General features: G+C 69.7%; 13 protein-coding genes. 8 read left to right on the top strand and 5 right to left on the bottom strand.

The genetic code is table 11. The features are described 5' to 3' along the window. Nucleotides 1-94: 94 nt before the first annotated feature. Genes G515_RS18720 through G515_RS0100370 form a run of 3 tightly spaced genes read left to right on the top strand, consistent with a single transcriptional unit; the run spans nt 95 to nt 2,498 of the window. Nucleotides 95-910 (top strand): MBL fold metallo-hydrolase, encoded by an 816-nt coding sequence (locus G515_RS18720; protein ID WP_051217683.1) that lies wholly within the window; start codon nt 95-97, stop codon nt 908-910. Then, on the top strand, nt 907-1,344 hold the full coding sequence (locus G515_RS18715; protein WP_036553603.1) for a Zn-ribbon domain-containing OB-fold protein: 438 nt from the start codon (nt 907-909) through the stop codon (nt 1,342-1,344). The genes G515_RS18720 and G515_RS18715 overlap by 4 nt, the downstream gene beginning before the upstream one ends. After that, nucleotides 1,341-2,498: a thiolase C-terminal domain-containing protein gene (locus tag G515_RS0100370; protein WP_028658541.1), complete on the top strand. Its 1,158-nt coding sequence runs from the start codon at nt 1,341-1,343 to the stop codon at nt 2,496-2,498. The genes G515_RS18715 and G515_RS0100370 overlap by 4 nt, the downstream gene beginning before the upstream one ends. A gap of 129 nt (nt 2,499-2,627) precedes the next feature. On the opposite strand, the gene G515_RS18710 is transcribed toward G515_RS0100370, so the two are convergent. Beyond that, entirely contained in the window at nt 2,628-4,127 is a 1,500-nt protein-coding gene (locus G515_RS18710) for an MFS transporter (protein WP_051217682.1), read from the bottom strand. Between the two features lie 64 nt (nt 4,128-4,191). On the opposite strand from G515_RS18710, the gene G515_RS0100360 reads away from it, so the two are divergent. After that, on the top strand, nt 4,192-5,103 hold the full coding sequence (locus G515_RS0100360; RefSeq protein WP_036553600.1) for an SDR family oxidoreductase: 912 nt from the start codon (nt 4,192-4,194) through the stop codon (nt 5,101-5,103). Beyond that, nucleotides 5,103-5,966, top strand: coding sequence for a MaoC/PaaZ C-terminal domain-containing protein (locus G515_RS0100355; RefSeq protein WP_028658539.1), 864 nt, complete (start codon nt 5,103-5,105; stop codon nt 5,964-5,966). Before G515_RS0100360 ends, G515_RS0100355 begins: the two co-directional genes overlap by 1 nt. Before the next feature lie 153 nt (nt 5,967-6,119). Here the strand turns inward: G515_RS0100355 and G515_RS0100350 are convergent, their stop codons facing one another. Beyond that, nucleotides 6,120-6,737: a TetR/AcrR family transcriptional regulator gene (locus G515_RS0100350; protein ID WP_028658538.1), complete on the bottom strand. Its 618-nt coding sequence runs from the start codon at nt 6,735-6,737 to the stop codon at nt 6,120-6,122. Between the two features lie 157 nt (nt 6,738-6,894). On the opposite strand from G515_RS0100350, the gene G515_RS0100345 reads away from it, so the two are divergent. Both G515_RS0100345 and G515_RS0100340 read left to right on the top strand, forming a co-directional pair. Beyond that, nucleotides 6,895-8,067, top strand: coding sequence for an acyl-CoA dehydrogenase family protein (locus tag G515_RS0100345; RefSeq protein WP_028658537.1), 1,173 nt, complete (start codon nt 6,895-6,897; stop codon nt 8,065-8,067). Next, nucleotides 8,064-10,199 (top strand): acetate--CoA ligase family protein, encoded by a 2,136-nt coding sequence (locus G515_RS0100340; protein ID WP_036553598.1) that lies wholly within the window; start codon nt 8,064-8,066, stop codon nt 10,197-10,199. The genes G515_RS0100345 and G515_RS0100340 overlap by 4 nt, the downstream gene beginning before the upstream one ends. Before the next feature lie 98 nt (nt 10,200-10,297). Here G515_RS0100340 and G515_RS0100335 read toward each other — a convergent pair whose 3' ends face one another. The 3 genes from G515_RS0100335 to G515_RS0100325 all read right to left on the bottom strand — a co-directional run bounded on the left by G515_RS0100335 (nt 10,298) and on the right by G515_RS0100325 (nt 13,503). Next, nucleotides 10,298-11,896, bottom strand: a complete 1,599-nt coding sequence (locus tag G515_RS0100335; protein WP_028658535.1) for a flavin-containing monooxygenase — start codon at nt 11,894-11,896, stop codon at nt 10,298-10,300. A gap of 1 nt (nt 11,897) precedes the next feature. After that, nucleotides 11,898-12,845, bottom strand: coding sequence for an alpha/beta hydrolase (locus tag G515_RS0100330; RefSeq protein ID WP_028658534.1), 948 nt, complete (start codon nt 12,843-12,845; stop codon nt 11,898-11,900). 109 nt (nt 12,846-12,954) lie between these two features. Next, nucleotides 12,955-13,503, bottom strand: a complete 549-nt coding sequence (locus G515_RS0100325) for a Uma2 family endonuclease (protein WP_028658533.1) — start codon at nt 13,501-13,503, stop codon at nt 12,955-12,957. Between the two features lie 289 nt (nt 13,504-13,792). Here G515_RS0100325 and G515_RS22375 point away from each other — a divergent pair, with 289 nt between their 5' ends. Next, entirely contained in the window at nt 13,793-17,710 is a 3,918-nt protein-coding gene (locus G515_RS22375; protein WP_051217681.1) for a family 78 glycoside hydrolase catalytic domain, read from the top strand. Nucleotides 17,711-17,724: the final 14 nt, after the last annotated feature.

Here is a 17,724-nt window from a genome sequence, read left to right as displayed (position 1 = left end):
CGCCACCCCTCCCGTCTCCCGGCACCTCCCCCTGACCGACGGCCCTGACCGACGGCCTGACCGACCCCTCCAGCCCGAAAGCGAGGCCCGCACTGTGTGGGACATCGACGACGAGCCGCCGAAGCCCGGCGAGCCGATGGAAGTCGCCCCCGGTGTCGCGATGCTCCTCGCTCCCAACGCCGACGCGTGGACCTTCGAGGGCACCAACACCTGGCTGGTCGCCGGACCGGACGGCGCCGCCCTGATCGACCCCGGCCCCGATGACCCCGCCCACCTGGCGGCCATCGATGCGCTGGCCCACGACTACGGCGTCCGCATCACCGACGTACTCCTCTCCCACCACCACGGCGACCACGCGCACGCGACCGAGGAGGTCGCCCGCCGCTGGCAGGCCACGATCAGTCCCCGAGTGCACCGCGGCGTGATCGCCGAGGGCACCACCGTGCGGCTCGGCGGCCGGGTCGAGGTCCGCGCCCACCGGACGCCCGGCCACACCGCCGACGGGGTCAGCTTCGCGGTGCCGGCGGAGCGGCTGATGCTCACCGGCGACACCGTGCTGGCCAGGGTCAACCCGTTCATCAGCCATCCGGACGGCACCATCGGTGACATCCTCGCCTCGATGCAGCGGCTCGGCACGCTGGTCGACGACGATTGGACGATGCTGCCCGGCCACGGGCCGATGGTGAGGAACTCGCGCAGCTTCCTCGAGCAGAAGCTGTCCGCACGGCACCGCAGGATCGACCAGATCGCAGCGCTCCTGGAGCGCGGTGCCCCTCGTGAATCGCTCACCGACATCGTCTACACCAGCCTGGACCGCACGCGCCGCAATGCTGCCCGGGCCTCCGTGGACGCCATCCTCCATTACTTGGACAGCCGGCCCGTGCCCGGCAAGAGAGGCGGAACCCAGTGACCAGCCCACAATCCGGTGGCAGCGCGCCGGACAAATTCGTCCCGAAGGCGACTCCCGAGACCCAGCCCTATTGGGACGCCGCGGCGGCCGGGCGGCTCGACATCCAGCGGTGTACGGCGTGCGAGCGGCCGTTCTTCTACCCGCGGACCTCGTGCCCGCACTGCGGCTCGGAGAAGGTCGCCTGGTTCACCGCCAGCGGCCGCGCCACGCTGTACTCCTATGTCATCTCCGAGCGCCCCGCGCCGGGCTTCCCCACCCCGACGGTGATCGCCACCGTCGAACTCGAGGAGGGGCCCCGGATGATGACCAACATCGTCGACGTCGACCCCACCCCGGAGGCGCTCCCCCTGGACCTCCCGCTCCAGGTCCGGTTCGAACAACGCGGCGAGGTCGCCGTTCCTGTCTTCGCCCCGATCGATGGAGGTGACCGATGAGCGGTCAGAGGAACAACCGTGACGTCGTCATCATGGGCGCGGCCGAGACCGACGAGGTCGGCAAGCTGCCGCACCTGTCCACCCTCGAGCTCCACACCCAGTCCGCCCGCCGCGCGATCGCGGACGCCGGGCTGACCAAGGACCAGATCGACGGCCTGGCCACCGTCTCCACCCCCGGCCCGGTCCAGGTGGCGCACGCGCTCGGCATCACCCCCACCTACCTCGACGGCACCTCGGTCGGCGGCACCTCGTTCCTCCTCCATGTCCGGCACGCGGTGGCAGCCATCCGGGCGGGGTACGCCGACGTCGTCCTGGTGACCCACGGCGAGTCGGGGCGCAGCCGGGTCGGCGCACCGCCGTACCCCCGGCAGAGCGACTCCCCGCTCGCCCAGTTCGAGATGCCGTACGGCGTGATGGGGCCGCCGACCACCTTCACCGTGCCCACGCTGCGCTTCCTGCACGAGACCGGCAACACCCTGGAGCAGCTCGCCGAGGTGGCGGTGGCGCAGCGGCGCTGGTCGGCCCGCAACCCCAGGGCGATGTTCCGTGAGGAGGTCGGCGTGGACGACGTCCTCGGGGCAAGGATGGTGGCCTACCCCTTCACCCTGCTGATGTGCTGCCTGGTCACCGATGGTGGTGGCGCGCTGGCGGTGGCCTCGCGGGAGTTCGCGGAGGCCCACGGCACTGACAAGCCGCTGGTCAGCGTGCTCGGCACCGGCGAGGCTGCCACCACCCCGATGGTCTCCCAGATGGAGGACATGACCACCTGCCGACAGTTCACCCTGTCCAGTCAGCGTGCGTTCAAGGAGGCCGGCGTCGGCACCACCGACATCGATCACCTGATGATCTACGACGCCTTCGCCCACGTGCCGCTCTACGGTCTGGAGGACATGGGCTTCGTCGGTCGCGGCGAGTCCGGCGCGTTCGTCGCCGAGGGGCACACCTCCCCCGGCGGGCGGCTTCCGATGAACACCAATGGCGGCGGTCTCTCCTACACCCACACCGGGATGTACGGCATGTTCGCCATCCAGGAATCGGTCCGTCAGCTGCGCGGCGAGGCCGCCGCCCAGGTCGACGGCGTCGAGACCAGCCTCGTGCTCGGCAACGGCGGCATGTTCATGAGTGCCGCCACCCTCATCCTCGGCCGCGGCTGAGGCGGAGGTCCGGGACGGGACCACCTGACACCATCCAGGTCTCGTCCCGGACCATCCGTCCCCGCGACATGGGGCCGGGGGGCCGGTCCTCACCCCGCTGGGGCGCCGACCGGCCCGCTCGAGCCGGATTCAGGGCCGGGCGGAGCGGGGGCCGGTGTCGCGCCCGTCCAGGTAGGCGGCGACTACGCCGGCGAGGGAGAGCAGGAGCGCGACCGCGTAGGCGAGCTGGAAGCCGTGGACAAGTTCGGCCATCGACCCCGGACTGCTGCCGCTGATCGTGCCCGCCATCACGTGGTCGGCGACCTCAGGGCCGACGAAGGCGACCACGAGACTGATCATCAGGGCGGTGCCGAAGGTGATGCCGACGTTGAGGACCAGCAGTCGAAGCGCGTTGGCGACCCCCATCCGCTCGGAGGGCAGCGACTCCAGGATGACGGTGGTGTTGGCCGGCATGAACGAGCCGCCGCCGAACCCGACCAGGACCTGGCCGGCGACCATCAGGGCCGTGACCTCCGACGAGGAGGCCGTGAGGAGCAGGACGAGGAGTCCGAGGGAGGCGATGACGGCGGAGCCACGCGAGACGGTGCGCGGCCGGATCAGGTGCCCGAGGCTGCCGTAGAGCAGAGAGCCGGCGAGCATGCCGACCACGAAGGGAAGAACGAGGATGCCCGCTTCGGCCGCCGACTTGTTCCCCACGGACTGCAGGTGCAGCGGGAGCAGGATCGAGGGTGGGAACCGGGAGGCGGCGCTGAGCCAGGTGCCCAACAGGCCGATCCCGAAGCTGGGGATCCGGAACAGGGTGATGTCCAGAAGCGGCTGCGGATAGCGCCTCTCCCACCACACGAAGACCGGCACGGTCAGCACGAACAGCGCCAGGGAGCCGAGCACCACCGGCGATCCCCAACCGAGACCGGTGACCTGGGAGAGCCCCCACAGCAGGCCGCCCAGCGAGACCAGGGCGAGCGTGTTGCCGACCAGGTCGAGCCGCGGCGAGGGCCCCGTCACCGCGTCGCGTCGGGGCAGGGCCGCCCAGGCCCAGAGCCAACAGCCCAGGGAGAGCGGCACCAGCACCCAGAAGAGCCACTCCCAGCCCAGCCCGTCCACGATCACGCCGCCGGCCACAGGGCCGACGAGGGACGCGATCGAGAACGACGCGATGTAGAAGCCCATCCCCTGGCCCAGTCGGTCCCGGGGGAAGGCGTCGCTGACCAGGGCCGCGCTGTTGGTGAGGAGCATCGCGGCACCCACCGCCTGCACCACACGCAGCACGATCAGCACCTCGACGGTGGGCGAGAAACCGAGCGCGAGGCTGGCCAGGCCGAAGGTGGCCAGCCCGATGAGGTACATCTGTCGCCGGCCACGGATGTCGGAGAGGCGCCCGAACAACAGCATCAGCGCGGTCATCGCGAACTGGAACCCGATCAGTACGGCAGCCGCCTGGGAGGCGCTGGCACCGAAGGTCTCGGAGAGGGTCGGCAGGGCGACGTTGAGCGACGTACCGCTGAAGGCGATGACGATGCTCGCCAGACTGACAACGGAGAGGATCCTCCAAGCGGTGCGGATATCGGGCTTCGCCTCGTCGACACGGGCCCGATCGCCCTCGCAGCGACCGCTCAGATCCGTTGACATGAACCCCCACTTCCTAGAAAGTCCTTCTAGAAATGAATTCTAGATGCCTTTCCTGGAGGTGGAAATGGCTCAGACGAACCGACAGGTCGTGATCATCACCGGTGCGGGACGCGGTCTCGGCCGCGCGCACGCGCTCGAGTTCGCCCGTCGTGGAGCAGCCGTGGTCGTCAACGACCTCGGCGCCGGCGTCGACGGAACCGGCGCGGACGCCCACCCCGCGGAGGAGGTCGCCGAGGAGGTACGCCGCCTCGGCGGCGAGGCGATCGTCAACGGCGATGACATCAGCGAGCCCGACGGGGCGGAGAAGCTGTTCCGCTCCGCCCTCGACGAGTGGGGCAAGGTCGACGTCCTGGTCAACAACGCCGGGATCCTGCGCGACCGGATGCTGGTCAACATGACCATCGACGAGTGGGACTCGGTGATCAAGGTGCACCTGCGGGGCACCTTCTGCCCGATGAGTGTGGCGGCGAAACACTGGCGGGACCTCGCCAAGCAGGGTGAGGAGGTCGACGCCCGGATCATCAACACCACGTCGTCCTCCGGCATCTACGGCAACCCCGGTCAGCTCAACTACGGCGCCGCCAAGGCGGGCATCGCCGCCATGACCGTGATCGCGGCCCGTGAGCTCGAGCGGTACGGCATCACGGTGAACGCGATCGCACCCGCGGCGCTGACCCGGATGACCGAGAACCTCAACCCGAACCGGCCGAAGCCCGCCGAGGGGGAGTTCAACCCGTTCACCCCCGAGAACGTCGCTCCCCTGGTGGCCTGGCTGGCCACGCCGGCCGCCCGAGGCGTGACCGGGCGGGTCTTCAACATCCGCGGCGGCAACGTCAGCGTGGCCGAGGGCTGGGTCGCCGGTCCCGGACACGACGTGGACCACGACTGGACCGTCGAGGAGCTCGACGTCGTCCTGCCCGGTCTCCTCGACGAGGCCCGCCCCAACGCGCTCACCAACGGAAAGGTGCCCGACTGATGCCCCTCGACCACTCCATCGTCGGCCAGGAGTCAGAACCGACCCAGAAGAGCTGGGACCACAAGGACGCCCTGCTCTATGCGCTGGGTCTCGGTGCCGGCCACGATGACCAGTTCGCCGAGCTGGAGTACACCACCGAGCACGGTGAGCATGGTTCCGGGCAGAAGGTGCTGCCCAGCTACGGCGTGATGGTCACCTGGGGCGCCGGCGGCGGACGCAAGATGGGTGACTTCGACCCGGCGAAGCTGGTGCACGCCGAGCAGTCCATCGAGCTGCACCGCCCGCTCCCCACCGTCGGTTCGGTGCGGATCACCTCCATGGTCACCGGCATCCGCGACAAGGGCTCCGGCGCCCTGGTCTCCAGCCAGGCCCGTGCGGTCGACGCCGAGACCGGCGAACCGGTGGTGACCTCCCGCAGTTCCGCGTTCATCATGGGCGAGGGCGGCTTCGGCGATCCCACCCTCGCCGAGGGCGCGGACGCCGGCATCGGCCCGACCCCGGTTCCGGACCGCGCGCCGGACGAGGAGACCACGATGCGCACCTGGCCCGGCCAGGCGCTGCTGTACCGGCTCAGCGGTGACTGGAACCCGCTGCACAGCAATCCCGAGTTCGCCGCCCGCGGCGGGTTCGACAAGCCGATCCTGCACGGCCTGTGCACCTATGGCATCAGCTGCCGCGCCCTGGTGAGCGCGATGGCCGGCAAGGAGATGACAGGCATGGCCGGACGCTTCTCCTCCCCGGTCATTCCCGGCGAGGAACTCACCGTGGCCCGGTGGCACCTCGACGATGGCTCGGTCGCGTTCCAGACCCGGCGCGCCGACGGAACCGTCGTGCTCGACCGAGGGCTGAGCACCTGGGCCTGAGCCAGCCGCGCCGTGCGCCTGTGCCGACCCACTCCCAGGCGAGTCGGCACAGGTGCACGTCGTTTTCGGCGCGGCGGCCGGGCGACCAACGCCCGCCCGGCCGCGGAAGGTCCCGCGTTCGGCCGGACACGGACCGGGCCGATCCGTGGTGGCTCAGCGCTCGTCGGCGTACAGCCTCCGGGCGAGGACGACGGCCCGCTGCGCGACCTCCTCCGCCTCCTCGGGCGTGTCGCAACCGATCACGGCACGGGCCGCCTCGCCTACCACGGAGGTCAGCACCGCACCCAGCAACTGGTCGGCCCGACTGTCGCCCAGATCGAGCACCTGCACGTTGCGGCGGATCCACTCGGTGTTGCGCTCGCGGCGCAGCACCTCGAAACCCGGCGGCCCGTCACCGGTGTAGAAGATCGGGAGCAGCTCGCGGTGTTCCCACGCCTCCCGCAGGTAGGCGATGGTGCCGCCCTCGAAGAGCCGCATCGGATCGCGGGCCCCGCTGGCGCCGGCCTTGGCGACACCCTCGGCGGCGGCGTGGGCCAGGTCGCCGACGTACTCCTCCCACACAGCCAGGTAGAGCTCCGACTTGCCGCCGAAGTGGTGGTAGACGCTGCCGACGCTGGACCCGGAGCGGGCGACCACGTCGGAGATCCCGGCGCCGGTGTAGCCCTTCTCGATGAAGACATCCCTGGCGGCCTCGAGCACCTGGCGACGCGTCTCCTCGGTACGGGCCCACCGTCGTCCGCTCGGGCGGGGCTCGCCGGCCTCGGTGGTCATGGCGCCTCCTGGTGAGGTGTGGTGCGGGATATCCATGGTTCCGACCCGCCGGTCGACGCCGGATGGACCCTTGACTGTCCGCACACGATAAGTGATTCTGCTCACATCATTCTAGAGACACGTTCTAGAAGACAACTCTAAGTTGGAGGAGTGGGTCATGGTCGATTTCGCGCTGAGTGACGAGCACCGCGATGTCCGGGAGGCCGTGCGGCAGTTCATCACCAAGGAGGTCATGCCGTACGAGAGCGAGGTGCTCCTCAACGAGCGGGAGGGCCGCCCCAGCCTCGAGCCCGGTGTCCTCAAGGAACTCCAGGACAAGGCCCGCAAGTACGGCTACTGGGGGATCAACACCCCCGAGGAGTACGGCGGCCTCGCGGCCGGTCCGGTGATGGCCGCGATCATCGCCTCCGAGGCCGGCCGCACGTTCGTTCCGTTCCGCTTCGGCGGGTCGGCCGACAACATCCTCTACGCGGGCAACGACGCGCAGAAGCAGGAGTACCTCATCCCGACCATCGAGGGTGAGCGCCGCAGCTGCTTCGCCATCACCGAGCCCGGCGCGGGCTCGGACGCGCGCAACATCCGCACCCGCGCCGTCCGCGACGGCGACGACTGGGTGATCAACGGCGAGAAGATCTTCATCACCAACGGCAATGAGGCCGACTTCGTGATGGTCTTCGCGGTCACCGACCCGGAGAAGGGCGCCAACGGCGGCGTCACCTGCTTCCTGGTCGACCGCGCGATGGGCTGGACCTCCACACCCATCCCGACCATGGGCGAGTGGGGCCCGGCCGCGCTCAACTTCGACAACGTCCGGGTGCCGCACGACCACATCCTCGGCGAGGAGGGCCACGGCTTCGACCTCGCGATGTCGTGGATCGGCCAGGGTCGCTACATGATCCCGGCCGGGGCCCTCGGCGCTGCCGAGCGGATGCTGGAGATGGCCATCGAGCACGCCAACAACCGGGTCTCGATGGGCCACCCGATCGCGGACTACCAGTTCATCCAGGGGCACATCGCGGACAGCGCCGTCGAGCTCGAGGCTGCCCGCTGGCTGACCCTCAACGCCGCCTGGCAGGTCGAGCAGGGGCGGGACGCGCGGCACGCCTCGTCGATCGCGAAGCTGTACGGCACCCAGATGGCCAACAAGGTGGTCGACCGGGTGCTCCAGATCCACGGCGGCATGGGTTACACCAAGGAGCTGCCGCTGGAACGGTGGTACCGCGAGCTCCGGCTGCTCCGGATCTTCGAGGGGACCGACGAGATCCAGCGCCGTACCATCGCCCGCAACCTGCTCAAGGGGCACGTCAAGGTCGGAGCCTCGCTGGCATGAGGACCGAGAGCAGCGGACCGAGCCCCGCGGACCTGCGCGCGTTCTTCCGGCCCAAGTCGGTGGCCCTGGTGGGCGCGACCGACAAGTCCGGATGGTCGACCAGCACCTTCGCCAACCTGCGCGAGCACGGCTTCGACGGCGAGGTCCACCTGGTCAATCCACGCACCGAGGTGGTGCACGGGGAGCAGACCCATCCGAGTCTCAGCGCGATTCCCAACCAGGTGGACCTGGCCTATGTCATGACCCCCGTCGACGTCGTCCCCGGCGTGCTCCGGGACGGCGCCGCGGCGGGGATCCGCAACTACGTCATCCTGACCGCCGGGTACGGCGAGGTGGGCGGTCAGGGCGCGGTCCGGGAGCAGGAGATCGTCGACCTCGCCGCCGAACTCGACCTGGTGATCCTCGGCCCCAACGGGAACGGGTTCATCAACGCGGCCGAGACCGTGACGCCGTACGGCCTGCCGATCCCGAAGCCGCTGATCGCCGGGTCGGTCGGCGTCGTCCTGCAGAGCGGTGCGCTGGCCAGCAACGTGCTGACCTTCGCCCAGGCGCGCAACATCGGGATCTCACTGTTGGTCTCGATGGGCAACGAGACCGTCATGTCGGTGACCGACGTGATGCGGGCCATGATCGAGGACCCGAACACGAAGGTGATCGCGCTCTTCTTGGAGAGCGTGCGGCATCCCGAGGAGTTCGCCCAGGTGGCCGAGGCCGCGCTGGCCGCGGGCAAGCCGGTGGTGGCGATCAAGATCGGCCGCAGCGCCAAGGCGTCGCGCACCGCCCAGGCCCACACCGGCGCCCTCGTGGGCGACGACCGAGTGGTCGACGCCGCCTTCCGGCAGCTCGGCGTGATCCGGGTCGACTCGATCGAGGACCTCATCGTCACCGCCGGCATGCTGGTCGAGACCGGCCCGCTGCCCGGTCGCCGGATCGGCGTGGTCACACCATCGGGCGGCGCCTCGGAGATCATCTCCGACCGGGCCGAGGAAGAGGGATTGATCCTGCCGGAGTTCGAGGAGGGCACGCTCACCGCGCTCACCGACGTACTCCCGGACTTCGCCACGCCGAACAACCCGCTCGACGTGACCGGGTACGTCCTCCTCGACCGGCAACTGCTCGCCAACTCCCTCAACGTCGTCGCCGCCGACCCCGGCATCGACGTCGTGATGCTGCTCCAGGATCTCCCGCGGGCCACCCCCGACTTCGAGACCTCTGTGGCGGCGTTCAGCTACGCCGCGGGCGTGATCCGGGCCTCGCCGAAGCCCGTGGTGGTGATCGGCAACGTTCTGAGCGACATCACCGAGACCGGGCGCGAACTCCGGGCCGCCTCGGGGTATCCGCAGGTCGCCGGCGGGATCGAGCACGGGATGAGCGCCCTCGGCAACGCGGTGCGCTGGTCGGAGGCCTACCGTCGCCACCTCTCCGGGCGGGACGCACTCCCGCCGGTCACCGTGGTCGAACCGGAGGGTACGCCGCCCCGCCGGGGAAGTTGGGCCGAGCGCCACGCCGCAGCCTTCCTCAGCGCGAACGGCATCCCCGTGGTTCCCTCGCGGGTGGTCGCCACCCCGGAGGAAGCGGTCGCGGCCGCCGACGAGTTCGGCTACCCGATCGTGGTCAAGGGCGCGGCCGAAGGGCTCGAGCACAAGAGCGACATCGGCGGTGTGGCCCTGGACCTGCGCGACGCCACCGCGGTGCGCGACGCCGCCACCGGCGTACTCGCCACGATGGCGCGGGCGGGGCATCCCGACTCGCCGCTGCTCATCCAGCCGCAGCGCAGCGGGGGCACCGAACTGCTCGTCGGCGTCGTCCGCGACCCCTCGTGGGGGCTCACCCTCGCGGTCGCGCTGGGTGGTGTCTGGGTCGAGCTGCTCGGCGAGGGGTCGCTCCGTCTCCTACCGATCTCGGCCTCCGACGCCCGCCGGGCCCTGGAGGACCTCCGCGGCATCGACGTCCTGCGCGGCGCCCGCGGCACTACACCGGTCGACCTGGACGCGCTCGCCGGGATCGTCGCCCGGATCGGTGCCCTCGCCGAGGCCCTCGGTGAGGATCTCATCGCCCTCGAGGTCAACCCTCTGCTCGCCTCCGGTGAGCGGATCGAAGCGCTCGACGCGCTGATCACCTGGCGGGGCTGAGGGGGCGGACGTTTCCCCGGTCCACCGGTGAAAGTGGCGCTACCCGGCCGAAAAATCGGCCAGGTAGCGCCACTTTCCCCTGGGTGGACTGATCCGGATCAGGCCCGGTCGAAGCCGTGGTAGCCGACCGTGGCGATCCCGTCACCGATCTGCTTGTACGCTCCGACGCCGCCGATGAAGGGCATGAAGACGCGCTGCTTGCCGGGGATGTTGGCGCCCATGTACCAGGAGGACGCCTGCGGCATCAGGGTGAGGTCGGCGAGGTCGTTGGTGGTGTTGACCCAGTTGTCCTCGGCCTCGGGGCGAGGCTCGATCCGGGTCAGCCCCTCCGCGCGCTGGGCCTGGAGAAGGCGGGTGATCCAATCCACGTGGTACTCGATCGAGGTCATCATGTTGGACAGCACCGACGGGCTCTGCGGGCCCGTGACCGTGAGCAGGTTGGGGAAGCCCACCGACATCAGCCCCAGGTAGGTGCGGGGCCCGTGCTCCCACTTCTCGCTGAGCACCTGCTCGCCGTTGCGGAACTCGATGGCGTTGAGCGCACCGGTCATCGCGTCGAAGCCGGTGGCCAGAATGATGACGTCGACCTCGTACTCGGTCCCGCCTGCAACCACGCCCTTGGCGGAGAAGCGCTCGATCGGGGTCTCCTGGAGGTCGACCAGCGACACATTGTCCTGGTTGTAGACCTCGAAGTAGCCGGTGTCGACGCACATCCGCTTGCTGGCGATGGGGTAGGTGGTCGGGCACAGCTTCTCGGCGACCTCCGGGTCCTTGACCTTGGCCCGGATCTGGTCGCGGACGTACTCGGCGGCCAGGTCGTTGGCCGCCTGGTCACGCAGGGTGTCCTCGAAGCCGGAGTTGAAGCACAGCCCGCCGACCGCCCACCGACGATCGAGCTCCGCCCGGACGTCGACGGGATCGGTCTCCATCATCACCCGCGGGTTGTCCTCGCCGCACTGGAAGCCCAGCGGTGAGAGCGCGCTCAACTCCCGGAAGGCGGGGTACTGGGGGCGGACCTCCCGCAATCGGTCCGCCTCCGGCCCGTTGTGCGCGGGGACGGCGTAGCTAGGCGTGCGCTGGAAGACGGTCAGCTCGCCCACCACCGGAGCGATCGCCGTGATCGTCTGCAGGCCCGAGGAGCCGGTGCCGATGACCGCCACCCGCTTGTCGGTGAGGTCGACACCTTCGCGGGGGTACGAGGAGGTCCAGTAGGTCTCCCCCTCGAAGTCGTCCATGCCCTCGAAGTGCGGACGGGACGGCATCGAGAGACACCCGGTCGCCGCGATCACGTACGACGCGGTCACCGTCTCGCTCCCCTCCGCGGAGAGCATCGTGACGGTCCAGCGGTCCGACTCCTCGTCCCAGACCGCCTTCTCCACGCTGGTCTCGAAGCTGATGTCGCGACGCAGGTCGTAGCGATCCGCCACGTGCTCGGCGTAGCGGAGGATCTCCGGCTGGGCGGCGTACCGCTCGCTCCAGTCCCACTCCTGCTGGAGGGCGTCGTCGAAGGAGTAGGAGTATTCGACCGACTCGATGTCGACCCGGGCGCCGGGGTAGCGGTTCCAATACCAGGTGCCGCCGACGCCGGTGCCCTTCTCGACCACGCGGGTCGAGAAGCCTTGCTCGCGCAGCCGGATGAGTTGGTACATCCCGGAGAAACCCGCCCCGATCACCAGGGCGTCGTAGTGCTGAGCCATGTCAGGCGACCTTTCCGTGCTCGGCGATGACCTTGCCGATGTGGTCGGCGACCAATTCGATGCCCTCGACGTAGCCGGGCAGGATGCCGGCCATCTGGAAGTAGGCGTGCATCTGGCCCGCCGCCTCCTCGAGACGTACGTCGACCCCGGCGGCCTGCAGGGCCTTCGCATAGGCCACGCCCTCGTCGTGCAGCGGGTCGCACTCGGCGACGTAGACCAGCGCAGGCGGGAGCCCGGCGAGGCTCTCGGCCCGCAGCGGTGAGGCGTCAGGGCTGGTGCGAGCGGCCTCATCGGCCAGGTAGTGATCCCAGAACCAGATCATGGTGTCGCGACTGAGCAGCAGCTGGTTCTCCGGAGCGACGTACGACGGGGTGTTCAGGTCGCAGTCGGTGACGGGATAGACGAGCACCTGGTGGTCGATCCGCGGCCCGCCGCGGTCGCGGGCCCACAGGGTCATCACGGCGCTGATGTTGCCTCCAGCGCTGTCGCCGGCGACGATCAGCGGCGCCCCGGCCGGAGCGAGTTCGTCGCGGTGCTCATCGACCCAGGTGAGGCCGGCGTAGCTGTCCTCGATCGCGGTCGGGAACGGGTGCTCGGGCGCCTTGCGGTAGTTGACCAGCACCACGGTGGACTGGGTGCGGTTGGCCAGGTCGCGGCCGAGGTGGTCGTACTGCAGGTCGATGTCGCCGATCACCCAGCCACCGCCGTGGAAGTAGACGACGATCGCTCGCGACTCGCCCTCGGGCTTCAGCACCCGGGTGCGGAAGGTGCCGTCCTTCCCGTCCAGCTCGAGGTTGCGCACCTCGGCCACGTCGGGGCCGCGACCGCTCAACCCGGCCAGGATCGGGCCGGCCATCCGTGCGATCGCCGGTGTGGACTCGTGGATCGCCGGGCTCCCCGCCTCGGCCATCTGTGCCAGGAACGCTTGGTTCTCGGGTGTCAGCGGCATGGGCACCTTCCTCGTGGACGGACGTGACGTGTATCACTCGCGTGCCCAAGGTAGAACCTGTTCTCAGCGTGCAGTAGTGCACAACCGGCCGAAGACGCGGCCAAACCGGTCAGTCCAGCAAGTCACCTGGCGTCACCGTGACTTCGAACGGATGCGCCGCCGTCCATGCCTCCCTCGCGGCCACGTCGGCCACCTCGGCGTACGCACCGTCCCGGAGCTCGAGGACCGTGAGGTGGAGCGTGTCCGGATCGACGATCCAGTACGACGCGATGCCGGCGCGTTCGTAGCGGGCCCGCTTGAGCTCCAGGTCGACTCGGCGGGTGCTCGGGGAGAGCACCTCCACCACGAGGAGCGGCGGGGTGCGCAGATTCTTCGGGCCGAACGCGGCCTTCGGCGCCACCAGCAGGTCGGGCTCGACAACGGTGTCCTCAGCGAGCACGACGTCGAGCGGCGAGGCGAGGACCCACCAGCCGTGCGGACAACGCGAGTCCGGCAGCCGCCACAGCAGGTGCACGACCCGTTGGTGGCGCGGCGCGGGGGCCGCATTCACCAGCAGCACCCCGTCGACGATCTCGTAGCGATGCCCGTCATCGGGCAGGCTCGCCAGATCCGCCTCCCTCCAGCGGCCGGGCACCTGCCAGGTGGTCATGACACTCATCGTGCCTCACCCCATCGATCCGATCCATGGGCCGACGATTCCGCGTTTGCCGGCGATCGGGCAACCACTCCTCCACAGGATCCACCCCGGCCCGAGCGCATCGGCCAGGCGGATTCGGGGGTACGCCGAGTTGAGCCGGGTCGGAGGCGTCCACGTCCTGTCGTTGGTCGCCGAACTGTCTCGTCCCGACTGGCCGGATCCGGTCACGTTCCCGAAGTCTGTTGTCACCGGTGAGTGATCGGCACCACAATGTCTCCGAACTGAATCGTTTCAGACGAGCGGAGTCGACATGCCCCAGCAGCACCGACCAACCCGCCGGGTGCGCTACGCCGGCCTTGCCGCACTGGCGGTGAGCCTGACCGCCGGGACCCTGGCCACCGTGGTCCCCGCCTCGGTCGGGGCAGCCCCGGGGACGGCACCCGGAGCGCCCTCGGGTCTCGTGGTCGACGACGTGGCGCGTCCGCTCAACACGGACCTGACCCCACGGTTCGGGTGGCTGCCGACCGACCTCGATGGCAACGAGATCCAGACCGCCTACGAGGTCGAGGTCCGCAACACCGCGGGCGCGTTGGTCTGGGACAGCGACAAGGTCTCCTCCGACCAGCAGTCCTACGTGGACTACACCGGTGCCGAGCTCGAGCCCGGCGAGGCCTACGACTGGCGGGTCCGCACCTGGGACCGTGACGACCAGGTCTCGCCGTGGGGCGAAGCCACCTTCGAGACCGGTCTCGGCGACGGTGACTGGGGTGGTGCGGAGTGGATCCGCCGGCCACCGGGGAACCCGGATGCCGCCACCGGACCCCTCCGGATCGTGAACGGCGAGGGCCGGGTCACCGGCAGCACCAGCCAGCCGATCACGATGGCTGCCTCGGGCGCGAACTGGACCGACTACGTCTTCTCCGCCGACGTCACCATCGAGCACCACGCGGCCGCGGTCGTCTTCCGCTCACCTGACGGCCGCAACGGCTACATGTGGCAACTGCACGGCTATGAGGGCCAGCTGAAGACGCACCGGATGTCGAACGGGAGCTTCCCCACCGACGGCCGCCGCTCGGTCGATGTCGACATCGAGGAGGGTGGCACCTACCGGCTCAGCGTCCGGGTCGAGGGTCGGACCATCACCACCAGCATCGACGGGGTCCAGGTCGACAGCTGGACCGACCCGTCGAGCAGCGGGTCGACGGTCGGCACCATCGGCTTCCGCGAGGGCGTCTCCAGCTCCCGGGGCGCCGAGATCGGACGCTTCGACAACCTCGAGGTGACCTCGCTGGACGGCAGCGAGGTCCTCTTCTCGGAGGACTTCTCCGGCGACCTGAGCGCATGGAGCGCGCCCACGCCCACCCGGGAGGCGGACGAGTACACCCTGGCGCGCACCGAGGTCGCGGTCCCCGCCGGCGAGATCGTGCGGGCCCGCAGCTACCTCTCGGCCAGCCACGTGGCCGAGCTGTACCTCGATGGTGAGCGCGCGGATCGGATGACCAACTACGGCTACCCCGGGGAGGGCTACTACCAGGCCGCCGACATCACCGACCTCGTGCGGGCCGGGGAGGACCTGTCCATCGGTGCCATGCTCCACTGGTTCTCCAACGGCCAGGGGCGCGCCGCCGGTGAGCCCGGGCTGCTGGCCCGCATCGTGGTCGAGTACGCCGACGGCAGCGAGTTCGTGGTCACCACCAACGGCTCCTGGAAGGTCCGTCGCGGACCCTACGAGCTCGAGGGCACCCGCAATGGCGAAGGTCTCTACATCGAGCACTTGCGCGGCGACCAGGCCGCGGACATCGGAGACTGGAAGGCCCTCGGGTACGACGACAGCGGCTGGTCCGACGCCGTCGTACTCGGCGAGCACTCGACCGCCACGTTCACCCATCTGGAGGGCCAGCAGACCCGGCTGACCGAGGAGGTCGTCCACCCCGAGCGGATCCTGACGGCCGAGGACGGCACCCCGGTGGCCGATTTCGGCGTGGTGATCCCGGCCCGCCCTGCGGTGCACTTCGAGCACGGCGAGGACGGCCGCGAGATCCCGCTGCGCGCCAGCTACGGCCTGGCCGAGAACGGACGGGTCTCCACCTCCGGCACCGACACCCAGAGCACGAACATGACCTGGCCCTACACCCAGGCCGACGGTGCCCAGGACTTCAAGGCGTTCGGTCACCTCGGGTTCCGGTATCTGGAGATCCCGGGCGCCGGAGAGGAGATCGGCGTCGAGGACGTCTCCGCGACGGTGGTGCACACCGCCGTACCCGACGATGCCGCCTCCACCTTCGAGAGCTCCGACCCCACGCTGGACGCGGTCTACGACCTGATGCAGCGCTCCCTGCTCTACTCGGTCCAGGAGACGTTCGTGGACACCCCGACCCGCGAGCAGGGCCAGTTCCTGCACGACACCGTCAACATCTCGCACGGCCTGATGACCTCGGCCGGGGAGCGGGTGGCGAGTCGGCAGGCGATCCGGGAGTTCATGCTGAGCCAGGCGCGCTACTGGAACGCGGGTGACAGTGCCGGCCGCTACAACGCCGTGTACCCCAACGGGGACGGCAAACGCGACATCCCCGACTTCACCGAGGTCGTGCCCAGCTGGATCTGGAACTACTACCTCGCCACCGGCGATCGTGCGGTCCTGGAGGACACCTACGACGAACTGGTCGCCACCGCCGGCTACATCCGCCGCCACATCGCCCAGGACGGTCCCACAGCGGGCCTGGTCACCCAGCTGAGCGGCGGGTCCGGCGCCTACCAGTACGGCATCGTCGACTGGCCGATGCACGGCCGGTTCGGGTACGACATGACCGCCACCGCGCGGACCACGGTCAACGCGCTCGGCGTGGACGTGCTCCGCACCGTCGGCCGGATCGCCGAGGAACTCGGCAAGCCCGCCGAGGAGGCATCCTCCTTCTCCGCGGACGCCGACGCACTGGCCGAGGCGATGAACGCCAAGCTCCGCCGCGAGGACGGTGTCTACGTCGACGGCATCCTTGCCGACGGCAGCCAGTCCCCGCACGCCGGCCAGCACGCCACCTCCTACGCGGTCGCCTTTGGGATCGCACCGGCCGAGGATCGTCCCGCCCTGGGCGAGTACCTGGGGTCGATGGGCATGAAGCAGGGCCCGATGACGGCGCACTTCCTGCTGGAGGCGCTGGCCGACTCCGGCAACGGGACGGGCATGCTCGACCTGCTGACCAACGAGGACGACTACGGCTGGGCGGGTTGGCTCGCCGGGGGCGGCACGTTCACGCCCGAGGCCTGGGAGCTGAGCGGCAGCGCCAGCAGCGCCTCGCACGGCTGGGGCGCGGAGGGGATCGTGGACATCCACGACTCGGCGCTGGGCATCGAGGTCACCCGGCCCGGTGGAGCCGAGTTGCGGATCGGCATCCCCGACACCGGCCTGACCCACGCCGAGGGGTCCCAGGTCACCCAGCGCGGCCGGGTGTCGTCGTCGTGGACCCACGATGACGACGAGGTCTCGCTGACCACGCAGATCCCGGTCAACGTCACCGCCGTGGTCGAGCTGCCAACAGCCGACGGCACCACCTACGAGGTCACCGGCCCCGACGGGGCGGAGGCCGAGGTGCTCGGCACCGAGGAGGGCCTCGACCGCTATCGGATCGGCTCGGGCGCGTGGACCTTCACCCGCGTCGCCGACGCGGTCGACGAGGTGCGTCCCGAGGTCAGCCTGGTCTCACCGACCACGGCCGGCCCCTTCAAGCAACTCACCATCCAGGTCGACGCCACCGACAACCAAGGCCTGGCCAAGATCGTCGCCAACCTCTACCAGGGCAACACCCTGATCAAGTCCACCCAGACCCCCATCGACGGCGCCACCGCGGCCACCCACACCGCCACCATCACCCCACCCGAGGGCACCTACACCCTCAAATACAACGCCCACGACCAGGCCGGCAACATCTCCCAGACCGGCACCACCACACTCACCATCGACACCACCGCACCCACCGCCACCATCAAGGACGGCACCACCTACACCAAGAAGACCGGTCAGACCTACGACCTCATCTCCTTCAAACTCCACGACACCGGCAAGATCGACAAACTCGACCTCAACGGCACCGTCAAGGACCTCAGCAACAACACCTGGTCAGACCTCAACTACATCCAACCCGGCCGGTACGGCGCCCACCAAGGCACCAACACCCTCACCATCCACGACCTCGCCGGCAACACCACCACCTACACCTTCACCCTCAACTGACCCACCACCACACC

Origin of the sequence: Nocardioides insulae DSM 17944, from assembly GCF_000422825.1 — a bacterium.
GTDB classification, from domain to species: Bacteria; Actinomycetota; Actinomycetes; order Propionibacteriales; family Nocardioidaceae; genus Nocardioides; species Nocardioides insulae.
Note: the sequence above shows the minus strand (reverse complement) of the source record. Positions and strands in the feature narration are given on the sequence as shown.